The sequence below is a fragment of the Caulobacter sp. Root487D2Y genome, assembly GCF_001427165.1.
Taxonomy (GTDB): domain Bacteria; phylum Pseudomonadota; class Alphaproteobacteria; order Caulobacterales; family Caulobacteraceae; genus Caulobacter.
Map to the genome: position 1 here is coordinate 438,000 of NZ_LMFD01000010.1, position 14,894 is coordinate 452,893.

12 protein-coding genes are annotated in these 14,894 nt (G+C 68.0%); 9 read left to right on the forward strand and 3 right to left on the reverse strand.

Going from position 1 to position 14,894, the window contains the following annotated elements; genetic code table 11:
• Positions 1-295 precede the first annotated feature (295 nt).
• Positions 296-3,202, reverse strand: a complete 2,907-nt coding sequence (polA, locus tag ASD38_RS11910; RefSeq protein ID WP_156390678.1) for a DNA polymerase I — start codon at positions 3,200-3,202, stop codon at positions 296-298.
• A gap of 223 nt (positions 3,203-3,425) precedes the next feature.
• Between polA and ASD38_RS11915 the strand changes: the two genes are divergently transcribed.
• On the forward strand, positions 3,426-4,688 hold the full coding sequence (locus ASD38_RS11915) for a TonB family protein (RefSeq protein WP_162250230.1): 1,263 nt from the start codon (positions 3,426-3,428) through the stop codon (positions 4,686-4,688).
• Here ASD38_RS11915 and ASD38_RS11920 read toward each other — a convergent pair.
• Positions 4,685-5,485 (reverse strand): isocitrate lyase/PEP mutase family protein, encoded by an 801-nt coding sequence (locus tag ASD38_RS11920; protein ID WP_056440252.1) that lies wholly within the window; start codon positions 5,483-5,485, stop codon positions 4,685-4,687. The genes ASD38_RS11915 and ASD38_RS11920 overlap by 4 nt on opposite strands.
• Positions 5,486-5,768: 283 nt before the next feature.
• On the opposite strand from ASD38_RS11920, the gene ASD38_RS11925 reads away from it, so the two are divergent.
• The 8 genes from ASD38_RS11925 to ASD38_RS11960 all read left to right on the forward strand — a co-directional run bounded on the left by ASD38_RS11925 (position 5,769) and on the right by ASD38_RS11960 (position 12,709).
• Entirely contained in the window at positions 5,769-5,963 is a 195-nt protein-coding gene (locus ASD38_RS11925; RefSeq protein ID WP_056440250.1) for a hypothetical protein, read from the forward strand.
• Between the two features lie 47 nt (positions 5,964-6,010).
• A complete protein-coding gene (gene trmD / locus ASD38_RS11930; protein WP_056440249.1) occupies positions 6,011-6,748 on the forward strand; it encodes a tRNA (guanosine(37)-N1)-methyltransferase TrmD in 738 nt (245 codons plus the stop codon).
• A 4-nt stretch (positions 6,749-6,752) separates the two neighbouring features.
• Positions 6,753-7,142, forward strand: a complete 390-nt coding sequence (gene rplS, locus ASD38_RS11935) for a 50S ribosomal protein L19 (RefSeq protein ID WP_156390679.1) — start codon at positions 6,753-6,755, stop codon at positions 7,140-7,142.
• Between the two features lie 449 nt (positions 7,143-7,591).
• Complete coding sequence (leuC, locus tag ASD38_RS11940; protein ID WP_056440247.1) at positions 7,592-9,034, forward strand: 3-isopropylmalate dehydratase large subunit; 1,443 nt, start codon at positions 7,592-7,594, stop codon at positions 9,032-9,034.
• Positions 9,034-9,642: a 3-isopropylmalate dehydratase small subunit gene (gene leuD, locus ASD38_RS11945; protein WP_056440245.1), complete on the forward strand. Its 609-nt coding sequence runs from the start codon at positions 9,034-9,036 to the stop codon at positions 9,640-9,642. The genes leuC and leuD overlap by 1 nt, the downstream gene beginning before the upstream one ends.
• Complete coding sequence (locus tag ASD38_RS11950; RefSeq protein WP_056440241.1) at positions 9,642-9,944, forward strand: putative quinol monooxygenase; 303 nt, start codon at positions 9,642-9,644, stop codon at positions 9,942-9,944. The genes leuD and ASD38_RS11950 overlap by 1 nt, the downstream gene beginning before the upstream one ends.
• A 13-nt stretch (positions 9,945-9,957) precedes the next feature.
• Positions 9,958-11,010 (forward strand): 3-isopropylmalate dehydrogenase, encoded by a 1,053-nt coding sequence (gene leuB / locus ASD38_RS11955; RefSeq protein ID WP_056440239.1) that lies wholly within the window; start codon positions 9,958-9,960, stop codon positions 11,008-11,010.
• Positions 11,011-11,074: 64 nt separating this feature from the next.
• Positions 11,075-12,709, forward strand: coding sequence for a long-chain fatty acid--CoA ligase (locus tag ASD38_RS11960; RefSeq protein WP_056460291.1), 1,635 nt, complete (start codon positions 11,075-11,077; stop codon positions 12,707-12,709).
• Between the two features lie 63 nt (positions 12,710-12,772).
• Here the strand turns inward: ASD38_RS11960 and ASD38_RS11965 are convergent, their stop codons facing one another.
• Complete coding sequence (locus ASD38_RS11965) at positions 12,773-14,869, reverse strand: catalase (protein WP_056460293.1); 2,097 nt, start codon at positions 14,867-14,869, stop codon at positions 12,773-12,775.
• Between the last annotated feature and the right edge of the window lie 25 nt (positions 14,870-14,894).

The window sequence follows — 14,894 nt, forward strand, 5'->3', positions numbered from 1 at the left end:
GGCCGCGCTCCAGATTGGACCGCGACGCAAACTTGATGGACCACGAATTTTTAAGCCGCAGCCAGAAGCAAGCGTCGCACGGTTAACCAGTGAAGGCGGCGAGGTTTCCGCGACATTAACCGTGCTGTGGCGCAACGTCGCACCTGCGGAATCTATTCCTCAATAATAACAACGTTCTGCGAGTAACACTCACCCAAGATTGCACAGAGTCGGGGATAGAGCGCCTTCTCTCGCGCGATCCAACCTCAAGTCGCGCATGTCGCCGGGACGAAAAATTTCGACCCGGCGAGACTCGTCAGTGGGCCTCGTCCCAGTTGGCGGCGGCTCGGGCCTCGACCGTCAACGGCACGGTGATGGCCACCGCCGGTTCGGCCGCGGTCTCCATGACCTGGCGGGCGACGGCGCAGGTGGCCTCGGCTTCGGCCTCGGGCGCCTCGAAAACCAGTTCGTCGTGCACCTGCAGCAGCATGCGCGACGACAGGCCGGCCGCCTTCAGCGCGCCCGGCATGCGGACCATGGCCCGGCGCATCACGTCGGCCGCCGCGCCCTGGATCGGGGCGTTGATCGCCGCCCGCTCGGCGAACTGCCGGTGGGCCACCGACTTGCCGCCGATGTCGGGGATGTTGATCTTCCGCCCGAAGATGGTGGTGACATAGCCGTGCTCGCGCACGAAGGCCTTGGTCGCCTCCATATAGGCCTGGATCCCCGGGAAGCGCTCGAAATAGGTCTTGATGTAAGCGCCCGCCTCGCCCTGCGGGATCGACAGCTGGTTGGCCAGACCGAACGCGCTGATGCCGTAAACGATGCCGAAATTGATCGCCTTGGCCCGGCGGCGCACCTCGCTGGGCATGCCCTCGATCGGCACGTTGAACATCTCCGACGCGGTCATGGCGTGGATGTCCAGCCCCTCCTGGAAGGCCTTCTTCAGCTGGGGGATGTCGCCGATGTGGGCCAGCAGGCGCAACTCGATCTGGCTGTAGTCGGCGCTGATCAACACCTTGCCCGGCGCGGCGATGAAGGCCTTGCGGATCTTGCGACCTTCCTCGGTGCGGATCGGGATGTTCTGCAGGTTGGGGTCGGACGACGACAGCCGGCCCGTGGTGGTCGAGGCCAGGGCGTAGGAGGTGTGCACCCGGTTGCCGCCGCCCGGCGCGATCGCCGCGATCAGGTTTTCGGTATAGGTGCCCTTCAGCTTGGACAGCTGGCGCCAGTCGAGCAGCACGCGCGGCAGCTCGTGCTCCAGGGCCAGGGCCTCCAGCACGTCGCTGTCGGTCGACCACTGGCCGGTGGCGGTCTTCTTGCCGCCCTTCAGCGCCATCTCGCCGAACAGCACGTCGCCGATCTGCTTGGGGCTGCCCAGGTTGAACGGCCGGCCGACCAGTTCCTGCGCCCGGGCCTCGTACTGGACCATGCGCATCGAGAACTCGTTGGACAGCCGGCGCAGGGTCTCGGGATCGACGCGGATGCCGTCGTTCTCCATCGCCGCCAGCACGGCCGGCAGCGGGCGCTCCAGGGTCTCGTAGACCGTCAGCAGACCCTCGCGGGCCAGGCGCGGCTTGAGCACGTTGTAGAGCCGCAGGGTGACGTCGGCGTCCTCGGCGGCATAGGCGGTCGCCTCGTTCAGGCCCACGTGCTTGAAGCTGATCTGCGCCTTGCCGGTCCCGGCCACTTGCTTGAACGGAATGGGCTTGTGGCCCAGCCACAGCTCCGACAGCTCGTCCATGCCGTGGCCGTGCAGTCCGGCCTCCAGCACGTAGCTGATCAGCATGGTGTCCTCGATCGGACCCACATCGATCCCGTGACGGGCCAGGACGGCGATGTCGTACTTGGCGTTCTGGGCCACCTTCAGCACCGCCGGATCCTCCAGCAGCGGCTTCAGGGCGGCGATCGCCTCTTCCAGAGGAATCTGGACGAGGTCGGCGGCGGCCTCCAGGGCCAGGCCGTCCTTCTCGCAGTGGCCGACCGGGATGTAGCAGGCCTCGCCCGGCGCGATGGCCAGCGACACGCCGCACAGGCCGGCCGTGGCCGACGAGAGCGCGTCGGTCTCGGTGTCGAAAGCCACGATCCCCTTGGCCGTCGCCTTGGCGACCCAGGCGTTCAGGGTCTCGATGTCCTGGATGCGGACGTAGGAGGCGGTGTCGACGTTGGCCGGTTCGGCCACCGGATTGGCCGCCGCCCGGGCCGCGGCGCCCATGTAGGACACGCCGAGCACCGGCGCGGTCGGGGCGCTGGGCGGGCGATCGAGGGTGCGCGGCGCGGCGGCGGCGTTGCCGTCGCCGACCCGACGGGCCAGGGAGCGGAACTCCATCAGCTCCAGGAAGTCGGCCAGCACCTGCTTGTCCGGCTCGCGCACGACCAGGTCATCGATCGGCTCGGGCAGCGGGGTGTCGCAGTCCAGCTGGACCAGCTGGCGCGACAGGCGGATCTGGTCGGCGAATTCGATCAGGGTCTCGCGGCGCTTGGGCTGCTTGATCTCGCCGGCCCGGGCCAGCAGAGTGTCGAGGTCGCCGTATTCGTTGATCAGCTGAGCGGCGGTCTTGATACCGATGCCCGGGGCGCCGGGCACGTTGTCGACGCTGTCGCCGCACAGCGACTGCACGTCGACCACCCGCTCGGGATAGACGCCGAACTTCTCGAACACCTGCTCGCGGTCAATGCGCGCGCCCTTCATCGGGTCGAACATCGACACGCCCTCGCCGACCAGCTGCATCAGGTCCTTGTCGGACGAGACGATCACCGCCTCGCCGCCCAGATCGCGGACCCTGCAGGCATAGGCGGCGATCAGGTCGTCGGCCTCGTAGCCGGGCAGCTCGATGGCCGGAACGCCGAAGGCGCGGGTCGCCTCGCGCACCAGCGGGAACTGTGGGATCAGGTCCTCGGGCGGCGGCGGGCGGTGGGCCTTGTACTTGTCATAGAGGTTATTCCGGAACGTCTTCTCGGAATGGTCCCAGATCACCGCCAGGTGGGTGGGCGCGTCGCCCTGCATGTCGCGCATCAGCTTCCACAGCATGTTGCAGAAGCCCTGGACCGCGCCCACCGGCAGGCCGTCGCTCTTGCGGGTCAGCGGCGGCAGGGCGTGATAGGCGCGGAACAGATAGGCCGAGCCGTCGACCAGGAACAGCCGCACGGCGGGGCCGTCCTGGGTCAGCGGGCGGTCTGCTTCTGGCGGAGCGGCGGAATCGGGCGCGAGCGTGTCGGTCATGGTCGGGAAGATAGGCGGTCAGGAGCGAGGCGGGAACACCCGAGACGTACGTTGCCATACTGGCGCTCGCGACCGAGCCCCTTTAAACACGACCATGAGTTGGGAAGTCGCCTCGCGGGGTGCGTCGGAGCGCTGTGCGTTTGGGGGAATGATGCGGATTTGGATTCTGGCGGCGGTCGCGACGGCTGGAGCGAGCGGCGCGGCGATGGCCGAAGAGAGGGTCATGGCGCAGACGGCCCGCAAAGTGACCGACGCCGAACGCCAGGCGGCCTACCCCAAGGCCGCCTTCGACCAAAAGATTTCCGGCTCGGTCAGACTGGACTGCACGGCCGACGGGGAGGGCCGCGAGGTCGATTGCAAGGTCGCTGAGGAAGACCCCGTCGGCATGGGCTTCGGCGAGGCCGCCCTGACGCTGGTGACCAAGGAACGGGTCAAGACCCGCGACGCCATGGGCGTTTCGATCGTGGGCAAGCGGTTCGACAGCTGGTTCTCGTTCTTGGCGCCGGGCGATTCCAACGCCGATTGGGCGACCAAGCCCACGGCTTCGCAGCTGATGGGCGTCTATCCGGTCGCGGCGCGAAACAGGCCGCCGGCGAACGCCCGAGCCGAGATCAAGTGCAAGGTGAACGAAGAGGGCTTTCTGCGCGATTGTCAGGTCACTCTACAGTCGCCGGAGAACATGGGCTTCGGCGCCGCGGCCTTGGCGCTTTCGCCGCTGTTCCGCATGACGCCGAAGATCCGGGGCGGCAAGCCCGTGGAAGGCGAGGTCACCATCCCCGTCCACTGGGACGGCTTCGAAAACGCGCCCATGCCTAACGGCCCGGTGAACAGCCTAGTTCTGGATCCGCCGTGGACCAGCACTCCGACTAGCGCGCAGGTCCGCGCTGCCTGGCCCATCGAGGCCACGGGCGTCGCCAACGGTCAAGTGACGCTGCGTTGTGAACTGAACAGGACGGGCGGTCTGAAGTTCTGCCGGACCCTGTCCGAAATCCCGGCGGACAAGGGCTTCGGCAAGGCGGCGCGCTCCCTGGCGCCTGCCTTCGGGGTCGCCTTCGCCCCAGATCAGGTCAAGACCCTGAGCAGCTACACCGTCGATGTGCCCTTCCATTTCCGGGATCCGGCGGGTCCCGACACCCGCAAGATCACCAAGCCGAAATGGACTCGCACCATGACCGCCGAGGGCATGGCCCTGGCCTATCCCAAGGCGGCGCTGAAGGCCGGAGTCAGGACCGGCACGGGCGTGGTCGCCTGCGTCGTCGACATCCGGGGCGAGCTGACCGACTGCCAGGTTCGGCGCGAGGATCCTGTCGGCCTGGACTTCGGGGCGGCGGCCATGGAGGCGGCCAAGCTGATGGCGATGAACCCCTGGAGCAAGGAGGGCGAACCGCTGGACGGCCTGCCGATCGTGCTGCCGATCCGGTTCAACTGGCAGGACCCGCCCGCTGACGCGCCCTCAACCCCGCCCGCGCCCTCCGCCAAGCCTTAGCCGAACCGGTCGTTGAGGTCGGGCAGGTCCTTGCCCGAGGCCGCGAAACCGGTGGTGTCGCCGTCCTCCAGATAGGTCCGGGTCGCCGCCAGCATCGCGCCGTAGGCGGCGCGGAACGGGCCGGTGGCCGAGCTCAGGCGGCGCACGCCCAGCCGCGCCAGGCGGCTGGCCGAGGGCATGCCCGGGCGGCCCATGGCGTTGACCGGCAGGGCGATGCCGGCCGCCAGCTTCGACAGCAGGTCCTCCTCGACCGGCATCGGCACGAAGATGCCGCTGGCGCCGGCCTCGGCGTAGAGCGCCGCGCGGCGCAGAGTCTCGGCCAGGGCCGCCTCGCCCCCGGCCAGCCCCTTCAGATAGACGTCGGTGCGGGCGTTGATGAACAGGTTCACGCCCGCCTGGCCGGCGGCGGTTCGGGCGGTCTCGACCTTGCGGGCGTGAAGCGTCGGATCGCGGAGGCCGTCTTCCAGGTTGACGCCGACCGCCCCGGCCCCGACCACCGCCTTGATGGTCTCCGCCAGGGTCGGCAGGTCGTCGGTGTAGCCGCCCTCGATGTCGGCGGTCAGCGGAACCTTGATCACCCGGGCGATCCCGGCGACCACGTCGATCAGGACCGAGACCGGCAGGGCGTCGCCGTCGGCATAGCCCCGGCCCCAGGCCACGGCGGCGCTGGAGGTGGCGACCGCCCGGGCCCCGGCGTCCTCCATCAGTGCGGCGCTGGCCGCGTCCCAGGCGTTGGGCAGGACCAGCACGTCAGGACCGGCGTGCAGGGCGTGAAAGCGATCGGCGGTCGTGGTCATGACGGCGGCTCCCAGGGGATCAGGCGGCCGGATTATTGAGCAATCCAGCCCTAGTCGTCTCGCGGAAATCGGACCTTGATGACCCGCTGCTGACATCCGTTGGCGGCGGCTGCTCGCGAAGACGGCGTTCGGCGAAATGCGGCGAACGCGTCGTATTGCCGCCTTGGCGAGGTCGATTGCTTCACCTAGAGGCAGAGCGTCCGCCAGGGCTGAAAAACGGGAACCTCCTCCTCTCCCGGGCTTTGGTTTGGGCAACCAGAAAACAGCAGGATGTCCGTTTCCCATGGTTTCATGGAAGAAGATCCGTGTCGGTACGGCGCTCGTCGCCGCCACCCTGACCACCGCCGCCGTGCTGGCCGTGGCCCCCGTGCATCACGTCGCGCCGCCCGCGGACATGACCAGCGAGCCGGTCAAGCTGACCCCGCCGCTGATGCCCGCCGAGGCCGGCAAACCCCTGCCCAAAACCATCCTGACCTAGATTGCTCTAACTAGATTTTTGGCGGCTTTGGGCGCTATGGAGCGCCCATGCCGTTCACCGCCACCGTCCTGACCATGTTCCCCGAGGCCTTTCCCGGCCCGCTCGGCGTCTCGCTGATCGGCACGTCGTGGAAGGAGCAGGACCTGTGGCGATTGGAAACACTGGACATTCGGGGGTTTTCCAAGGATAAGCGCGGCTTCCTCGACGACACCCCCGCGGGTGGCGGCGTGGGAGCGGTGCTAAAAGCGGACGTCATCGCCGCCGCGCTCGACAGCGTGGAGGTCGGTGGGCGGCCGCTTTTGTACATGAGCGCCCGGGGTCGGCCCCTGACCCAGGCGCGCGTCAAGGAATGGGCCAAGGCTCCGGGCGTCATCGTCCTGTGCGGCCGTTTCGAGGGGGTGGACCAGCGGGTGCTCGACGCCCGGGGGTTCGAGGAAGTCTCGGTCGGAGACGCCGTTCTAGCCGGTGGCGAGGCGGCGGCGATGGTCGTGATCGAGGCGTGCGTTCGATTGGCTCCAGGGGTTCTGGGCAATTTCGAGAGCACGCAGGAAGAAAGCTTCGAGGACGGCCTCCTCGAGCATCCGCAGTACACGCGACCGCGGACGTTCGAAGGTTTGAATATCCCCGAGGTGCTGCTGTCGGGCGACCACAAGAAGGTGGCCCAGTGGCGGACCAGCATGCGTGAAGAAACCACCCGCGAGCGGCGTCCAGATCTCTGGGAAGCGCATCTCGCCAATCAACAGGCAAAAGGCGGCCCGAAAACGGGTAAGCCCAAAGGAGACTAGAGTTATGGCGATCAACATCATCAAGGAACTCGAGCGCGAAGAAGCCCAGCGTCTGCTGGCCGCCCGCGCCATCCCCGAGTTCGAGCCGGGCGACACCCTGCGCGTCAACGTCCGCATCAAGGAAGGCGAGCGCGAGCGCGTCCAGGCCTACGAGGGCGTCTGCATCGCCCGTTCGGGCGGCGGCGTGCACGAGAGCTTCACTGTCCGCAAGATCTCGTTCGGCGAAGGCGTGGAACGTCTGTTCCCGCTGCTCTCGCCGAGCATCGAAAGCATCGAAGTCAAGCGTCGCGGCGTCGTCCGTCGCGCCAAGCTGTACTACCTGCGCGACCGTCGCGGTAAGTCGGCCCGCATCGCCGAGCGTTCGAACGTCCGCAAGACCGAGGCCGCCGAATAGGGCTCGCTTCCAGCGAATTGAACGAGGCCCTGGCGGAAACGCCGGGGCCTTTTTCTTTGGGCGGTTTTTCGGCGAGCAGCCGGGGTTTGCATGGTCAAGCTTCAGTGCAACCGCACGAATATATTGACAAAACATCGTTCTTTGGTGTTTGGTGAATGCACCCCCACCGCTCTGCGACGGGCTTATAGACCGCCCCCTTGCAAGGGAGTGGCCCTCTTCAGAAACGGCGTCATGGCCACTGAAGGAAATTTGATATGAGGGCGCGCCACAGAGCGCGCCCTCTTTCCATTTCAGGCCCCGTGGCGGTGTTCAGAGGCAAGAAACTGCGTCAAAACGTCCGCATGCGGCGCCCTTGGGGCAGGATTGATCGCGTCACCGGCCGGTGAACGTGAATTTTCGGCGTTCCTCGCTTTACGCGCCCGTCCCCAGGGCCTAGATGCGCGGGTATCATGACCCGCGCACGCAAGACCCTCTACGACAAGATCTGGGACGCCCACGTCGTCAGCGAAACCAACGGCGAGGCGATCCTCTATATCGACCTGCACCTCATCCATGAGGTCACCACCCCGCAGGCCTTCGCCGGGCTTCGCGCGGCCGGCCGCAAGGTGCGCCGGCCCGACCGCACGCTCGCCGTGGCCGACCACAACATCCCGACCGAGGGCCAGGCCCTGGGCGTCGACGCGGTGGCGGACGAGGAAGCGCGCCTGCAGCTGAAGACCCTGGCCCGCAACGTCCAGGACAACGGCATCGAGTTCTTCCCCATGGGCGACATCCGCAACGGGATCGTCCACGTGGTCGGTCCCGAGCAGGGCCGCACCCAGCCGGGCATGACCATCGTCTGCGGCGACAGCCACACCTCGACCCACGGCGCCTTCGGGGCCCTGGCCCACGGCATCGGCACGTCCGAGGTCGAGCACGTCCTGGCCACCCAGACCCTGCGCCAGGAGAAGGCCCGGAACATGCTGGTCCGCGTCGACGGCCGGCTGGGCCCCGGCGTCACCGCCAAGGACGTGGCCCTGGCCGTGATCGGCGAGATCGGCACGGCCGGCGGCACCGGTTATGTCATCGAGTTCGCCGGCGACGTGGTCCGCGACCTGTCGATGGAAGGCCGTATGACCCTCTGCAACCTGACCATCGAGGGCGGCGCCAAGGCGGGCCTGGTCGCGCCGGACGACAAGACCTTCGCCTATATCCAGGGCAAGCCCTCGGCTCCCAAGGGCGCGGCCTGGGACATGGCGCTTTCCTACTGGAAGAGCTTCGTCAGCGACGAGGACGCCCATTTCGACCGCACCGTGGTGATCGACGGCTCGGCCCTGGTTCCGATGGTCACCTGGGGCACCTCGCCCGAGGACGTCATCCCGGTGACCGGCAACGTCCCCGATCCGGAAAGCTTCGCCACCCCGGACAAGCGCGCCGCCGCCCACCGGGCGCTCGATTATATGGGCCTGACCGCCGGCCAGCCGATCTCGGAAGCCCGTATCGACCGGGTCTTCATCGGCTCGTGCACCAACAGCCGGATCGAGGACATGCGCGCCGCCGCCGCCGTGGTGCAGGAAGCCTTCCTGCATGGCCGCCTGGTGGCCCCGCACGTCAAGGCCATGGTCGTGCCGGGCTCGGGCCTGGTCAAGGAACAGGCCGAGGAAGAGGGCCTGGACGCCATCTTCAAGGCCGCCGGCTTCGACTGGCGCGAGCCGGGCTGCTCGATGTGCCTGGCCATGAACCCCGACAAGCTGCAGCCGCAAGAGCGCTGCGCCTCGACCAGCAACCGCAACTTCGAGGGCCGCCAGGGCCGTGCCGGCCGCACCCACCTGGTCTCGCCGGCCATGGCGGCGGCGGCGGCGATCGCCGGCCACCTGGTCGATGTGCGCACCCTGCTCGAGGAGACTGTCTGATGCAGGCCTTCACCCGTCTCGACGGCCGCGCCGCGCCCCTGTCGCTGGCCAATATCGACACCGACCAGATCATCCCCAAGCAGTTCCTCAAGACGGTCGAGCGCGAGGGCCTGGCCAAGGGCCTGTTCTACGATTTCCGCTTCGACGGCGAGGGCAAGGAGAACGCCGACTTCGTGCTCAATCGGCCGGAGTACAAGGGCTCGTCCGTATTGATCGCCGGCGACAACTTCGGCTGCGGGTCGTCGCGCGAGCACGCCCCGTGGGCGCTGATGGATTTCGGGATCATGTGCGTGATCTCGACCAGCTTCGCCGACATCTTCAACAACAACTGCTTCAACAACGGCCTGCTGCCGGTGGTGCTGAAGCCCGAGGAAGTCGCCCAGCTGATGGACGAGGCCAAGGGCGGCAACCACATGGTCAGCATCGACCTGGAAGCCCAGACCGTGATCTCGCCCTCGGGCAAGAGCTTCCACTTCGACATCGATCCCGTGCGCAAGGACAAGATGCTCAAGGGCCTGGACTTCATCGGCGAGACGCTGATGCACGGCGCCGACATCGACGTCTATGAGAGCAAGCGGGCGCTGGATCGTCCCTGGCTGGAAGCCTGATGACCCTCATCCTGGCCGGAACCATCCGCGTCGCGCCCGAACGCCTGGCCGACCTGCGTCCGCACTTGAAGGCCCAGGTCGAGGGCAGCCGGGGCGAGCCGGGCTGCCTGGACTACGCCCTCAGCGAGGATCCCCTGGACCCTGGCCTGATCCGGGTGTTCGAGCACTTCGTCGACGAGGCGGCACTGGCCTTCCATCGCGCCAGCCCGCACATGGCCGCCTGGCGCGCCTGCTTCCCCGAACTGGGCGTCCACGACCGCCGCATGGCGTCGTATGACGTCTCCGACTACCGCGAAATCTAAAGAGAGCCTTCCGATGTCCACGCTCCTGCTCCTGCCCGGCGACGGGATCGGCCCCGAGGTCTGCGCCCAGGTGCGGCGGGTGGCTGCCGCCCTCACGCCCGACCTGAACCTTGAGGAGCGGATCTATGGCGGCGTCAGCTACGACGCTCACGGAACGCCGCTGACCGACGAGGTCCGCGACGCGGCCCTGGCCAGCGACGCGGTGCTGATGGGCGCGGTCGGCGGCCCGCAATGGGCCAACGCCCCGCGCCACCTGCGCCCGGAGGCCGGCCTGCTGAACCTGCGCAAGGCGATGGACGTCTACGCCAACCTGCGCCCGGCCTATTGCTTCGAGGCCCTGGCCGACGCCTCCAGCCTCAAGCGCGAGCTGGTCTCCGGCCTGGACATCATGTTCGTCCGTGAACTGACGGGCGGCGTCTATTTTGGCCAGCCCCGGGGAATCGAAGACCTCGGCAACGGCCAGAAGCGCGGCGTCGACACCCAGGTCTACACCACCGCCGAGATCGAGCGCGTGGCCCGGGTGGCCTTCGAGCTGGCCCGCGGCCGCGGCAACCGCGTCGCCTCGGCCGAGAAGTCGAACGTCATGGAAAGCGGCCTGCTCTGGAAGCAGGTGGTCACCGACCTGCACGCCCGCGACTACGCCGACGTCCAGCTGGAGCACATCCTGGCCGACAACTGCGCCATGCAGCTGGTCCGCGCCCCCAAGCAGTTCGACGTCATCGTCACCGACAACCTGTTCGGCGACATCCTGTCCGACGCCGCCGCCATGCTGACCGGCTCGCTGGGCATGCTGCCCTCGGCGGCGCTGGGCGCGGCGGGCAAGCCGGGCCTCTACGAGCCGATCCACGGCTCGGCCCCCGACATCGCCGGCAAGGGCGTCGCCAATCCGCTGGCCGCCATCCTGTCGTTCGAAATGGCCCTGCGCTGGTCGCTGAACCGCGCCGACGCCGCCGACGCCCTGCTGGCGGCGGTCAAGGCGGCGCTGGACGGCGGAGCCCGCACCCGCGACCTCGGCGGCTCGCTGACGACGGTCCAGATGGGCGACGCGGTGCTGAAGGGGCTGTAAGCCCCTTCCCCAACAGCCGTTCGAAGCCCTAGGCTCCTCCCAACAAGAAAAGGGAGAGGCGCCCATGATCCCGGGCCTGATGCAGACCGCGCCGCTGCTGATCAGCGGCATCCTGCGCTATGCGGCCGCCGCCCACGGCGGGCGCGAGGTCGTGTCCCGGCTGATCGACGAGCCCGTCTGGCGCTACGACTATGCGGGCTTGGCCCGCCGCGCGGCCCAGGCCGCCAACGCCCTGACCCGGCTGGGGGTGAAGTCCGGCGACCGGGTCACGTCCCTGGCCTGGAACACCCATCGGCACCTGGAGCTGTTCTACGCCGTGCCCGGCCTGGGCGCGGTGCTGCACACCGCCAATCCCCGGCTGTCGGACGAGCAGATCATCTTCACGATCAACCACGCGGCCAGCGGGGTGCTGCTGTTCGACCGTAATTTCGCCGAGCTGGTGGCCCGCCTCGCCCCACGCCTGACCACGGTGAAGACCTTCGTCATGCTTTCGGACGCCGAGCGGACCCATGACGCGGGGGTCGGGGCGACCTCGTACGAGACCCTGATCGCCGGGGAGGCCGAGACCTTCGACTGGCCCGGGCTGGACAAGGCGGGGCTGGACGAGAACGCCGGGGCCTTCCTCTGCTACACCTCGGGCACCACGGGGGACCCCAAGGGGGTGCTCTATTCGCACCGCGCCGTGGTGCTGCACGCCATGGCCGGAGGCCTGGCCAGCGCGTTCGGCCTGACCGCCTTCGACGTGGTGATGCCCTGCTCCAGCCTCTACCACGCCACCGCCTGGGGCGTGCCGTTCACCGCGCCGATCTGCGGCTCCAAGCTGGTGTTGCCGGCCGACAAGATGGACGGCGCCTCCCTGCACGAACTGATCCAGGGCGAGGGCGTCACCTTCACCGGCGGGGTGCCGACGATCTGGACCATGTACCTGGCCTGGCTGGAGCAGACCGGCCAGCGGCCGGACAGTCTCAAGCGGGTTGTGATCGGCGGCAGCGCCGTGCCGCGCGCCATGGCCGAGACCTTCAAGACGAAGTACGGCGTCGACGTGCTGCAGATCTGGGGCATGACCGAGACCTGCCCGATCGGCGTGGTCGCCACCCCGACCCCGTCCCTGGCGGCGCTGGGCGAGGACGCGATGAACGAGGCGATCTGGACCCGCCAGGGCCGGCTGCAGTTCGGCATCGAGCTGCGGGTCGAGACCGAGGACGGGGCCGAGGCGCCGCGCGACGGCGAGACCTCGGGCGCCCTGAAGGTGCGCGGCCCCTGGGTGGTGCGCCGCTACTACCGCCAGGACGCCGACGCTGCCCAGGACGACGGCTGGTTCGACACCGGCGACATCGCCACCCTGGACGAGCACGGCTTCATGCGCATCACCGACCGCCAGAAGGATGTCATCAAGTCGGGCGGCGAATGGATCAGCTCGATCGACCTGGAAAACATCGCCGCCGGTTGTCCGGGCGTGAAGATCGCCGCCGTCGTGGGCGTGCCGCATCCCAAATGGGAGGAACGGCCGCTCCTGGTGATCGAGGCCCACGAGGGAGCGTCGGTGGCCAAGGCCGACGTGCTGGACTACCTGGCGCCCCGAATCGTCAAATGGTGGACGCCGGACGACGTGGTGTTCGCCGCCGTGCCGCTGACGGCGACGGGCAAGATCGACAAGAAGGTGCTGCGGGAGGCTTGGCGGGAGCACCTCATGGGCTAGTGCGGCTAGCACTTGCCCCCTACAGACCGCGAGGCGGTCAGGTGGGGGCAAGTGCGTGCGCCCCTAAGCCAGCGTCCGCACCTTCGGCTCCCGATCCCAGAACCGCTTGGCCGCCGCCGCGATGAAGTCCGCGCCCAGGCCGACCACGCCTTCGTCCGGCTCGACGCCCGCCTTGTCCAGCAGCGGCTTGGCCGCATCGGTGGCGCCGATCGCCTTCAGATGCCCGAAGGCGTCCATCACGAACTGCACGGCCGCCGCCTCCTTCAGCAACGCCGCGCAGCCGGTGTCGGACAGCACCACGGCGATGGCGTCCACGGTCACCGAGGGCGTCCCGGCCAGTTGGCCGTCGGCCGGGATCAAGACCCCGTCCGCGCCTTTGGCTCCGCCGATTTTCGGGGCGATGACCTTGGACACGGCGCCGGCCTTGCTGATCGCGGCCTTCAGCTTGTTGACCGCCGCGCCGTCCGAACCGTCGGCGATCAGGATCCCGATCACGTGGCCCTTGATGTCCTTGGGCGCGCGCGGGCCGTTGACGATCCGCAGGGCCGGAGAGGGGTCCAGGTCCTGCACGGGCGCCGCCGACTTCGAGGCCTTGGGCACGGGCATGTTCAGGCCCGCCCCGACTCGCGTGGCCAGGTCCGGATCGACATTGACCAGGTTGGACATCATCCGCGTGCGCACCGCCTCGATGCCGACCTTCGAAAGCTCGAACACCAGGGCCGAGGCCAAGTGGGCCTGCTCGGCCGGATCCAGCGAGCGGAAGAACAATCGCGCCTGGCTGTAGTGGTCGGCGAAACTTTCGGGCCGGATCCGCAACTTGTCGCCCTGCTCGCTGGGGCCGTCGGCCGTCTGGAAGGTCGTGAACCCCGTCATCGGGCATTCGCGCGGCCCGGTCACCTCGCCCGCCGTCTCGGCCAGGCTGTTGGGCTCGTAGTTGGCTCGGCCCTTGGGCTGCAGCATCTGCATCTGCCCATCGCGCTGGAAGTTCATCACCGGGCACTTGGGCGCGTTGATCGGGATCTGGTGGAAATTAGCCGTGCCCAGCCGGCTCTTCTGGGTGTCCAGATAGGAAAACAGCCGACCCTGCAGCAGCGGGTCGTTGGTGAAGTCGACGCCCGGCACGATGTTGGCCGGGCAGTAGGCCACCTGTTCGGTCTCGGCGAAGAAGTTGTCGGGCCAGCGGTCCAGCACCATGCGGCCGACGATCCGCACCGGCAGCACCTCCTCCGGAATGATCTTGGTGGGGTCCAGCACGTCGAACGGCAGGCCGTCGGCGAAGGCCTGGTCGAAGGTCTGGATGCCCAGCTCCCATTCGGGAAAGTCGCCGCGCTGGATGGCCTCGAACAGGTCGCGGCGCTGGAAGTCCGGGTCAGCGCCGGCCAGCTTCACCGCCTCGTCCCAGATCGTCGAGGCCACGCCCTGCTTGGGCTTCCAGTGGAACTTGACGAAGGTCGACCTGCCGGCCGCGCTTACGAACCGAAACGTGTGGACGCCGAAGCCTTCCATGGTCCGCAAGGACCGGGGGATGGTCCGATCGCTCATCGCCCACATGATCATGTGGGTGCTTTCCGGCATCAGGCTGATGAAGTCCCAGAAGGTGTCGTGGGCGGTGGCGGACTGCGGATAGCCGCGGTCGGCCTCCATCTTCACCGAATGGACCAGGTCGGGGAACTTGATGGCGTCCTGGATGAAGAACACCGGGATGTTGTTGCCGACGAGGTCCCAGTTGCCCTCCTTGGTGTAGAACTTCACCGCGAAGCCGCGCACGTCGCGCGGGGTGTCGACGCTGCCGGCCCCGCCGGCCACGGTCGAGAAGCGCGTGAACAGCGGGGTCTTCTCGCCGGCCCGCTGGAAGATGTCGGCCTTGGTCAAGTCCGACAGCGACTCATAGAGCTCGAAGAAACCGTGGGCGGCCGACCCGCGGGCATGGACGATCCGCTCCGGGATCCGCTCGTGGTCGAAGTGGAAGATCTTTTCGCGAAGAACGAAGTCCTCCAGCAGCACCGGGCCGCGCTCGCCGGACTTCAGCTGGTTCTGGTTGTCGGAGACCCGGATGCCCTGGTTGGTGGTCAGGTGGCCTTCGGGATCGTGAGGCCCCTTTTCCGGCACGCGCTGGTGGGTCTCGCCGCCGTTGCCGACGTCGGTCTTGAAGCTGTCCATGTCCGCCACTCCTGATGCGCCCGGG

Coding starts and splice junctions, on each gene's coding strand:
- polA (WP_156390678.1), bottom strand. CDS start 3,202: ATGACCGACACGCTCGCGCCCGATTCCGCCGCTCCGCCAGAAGCAGAC.
- ASD38_RS11915 (WP_162250230.1), top strand. CDS start 3,426: ATGGCGCAGACGGCCCGCAAAGTGACCGACGCCGAACGCCAGGCGGCC.
- ASD38_RS11920 (WP_056440252.1), bottom strand. CDS start 5,485: ATGACCACGACCGCCGATCGCTTTCACGCCCTGCACGCCGGTCCTGAC.
- ASD38_RS11925 (WP_056440250.1), top strand. CDS start 5,769: ATGGTTTCATGGAAGAAGATCCGTGTCGGTACGGCGCTCGTCGCCGCC.
- trmD (WP_056440249.1), top strand. CDS start 6,011: ATGCCGTTCACCGCCACCGTCCTGACCATGTTCCCCGAGGCCTTTCCC.
- rplS (WP_156390679.1), top strand. CDS start 6,753: ATGGCGATCAACATCATCAAGGAACTCGAGCGCGAAGAAGCCCAGCGT.
- leuC (WP_056440247.1), top strand. CDS start 7,592: ATGACCCGCGCACGCAAGACCCTCTACGACAAGATCTGGGACGCCCAC.
- leuD (WP_056440245.1), top strand. CDS start 9,034: ATGCAGGCCTTCACCCGTCTCGACGGCCGCGCCGCGCCCCTGTCGCTG.
- ASD38_RS11950 (WP_056440241.1), top strand. CDS start 9,642: ATGACCCTCATCCTGGCCGGAACCATCCGCGTCGCGCCCGAACGCCTG.
- leuB (WP_056440239.1), top strand. CDS start 9,958: ATGTCCACGCTCCTGCTCCTGCCCGGCGACGGGATCGGCCCCGAGGTC.
- ASD38_RS11960 (WP_056460291.1), top strand. CDS start 11,075: ATGATCCCGGGCCTGATGCAGACCGCGCCGCTGCTGATCAGCGGCATC.
- ASD38_RS11965 (WP_056460293.1), bottom strand. CDS start 14,869: ATGGACAGCTTCAAGACCGACGTCGGCAACGGCGGCGAGACCCACCAG.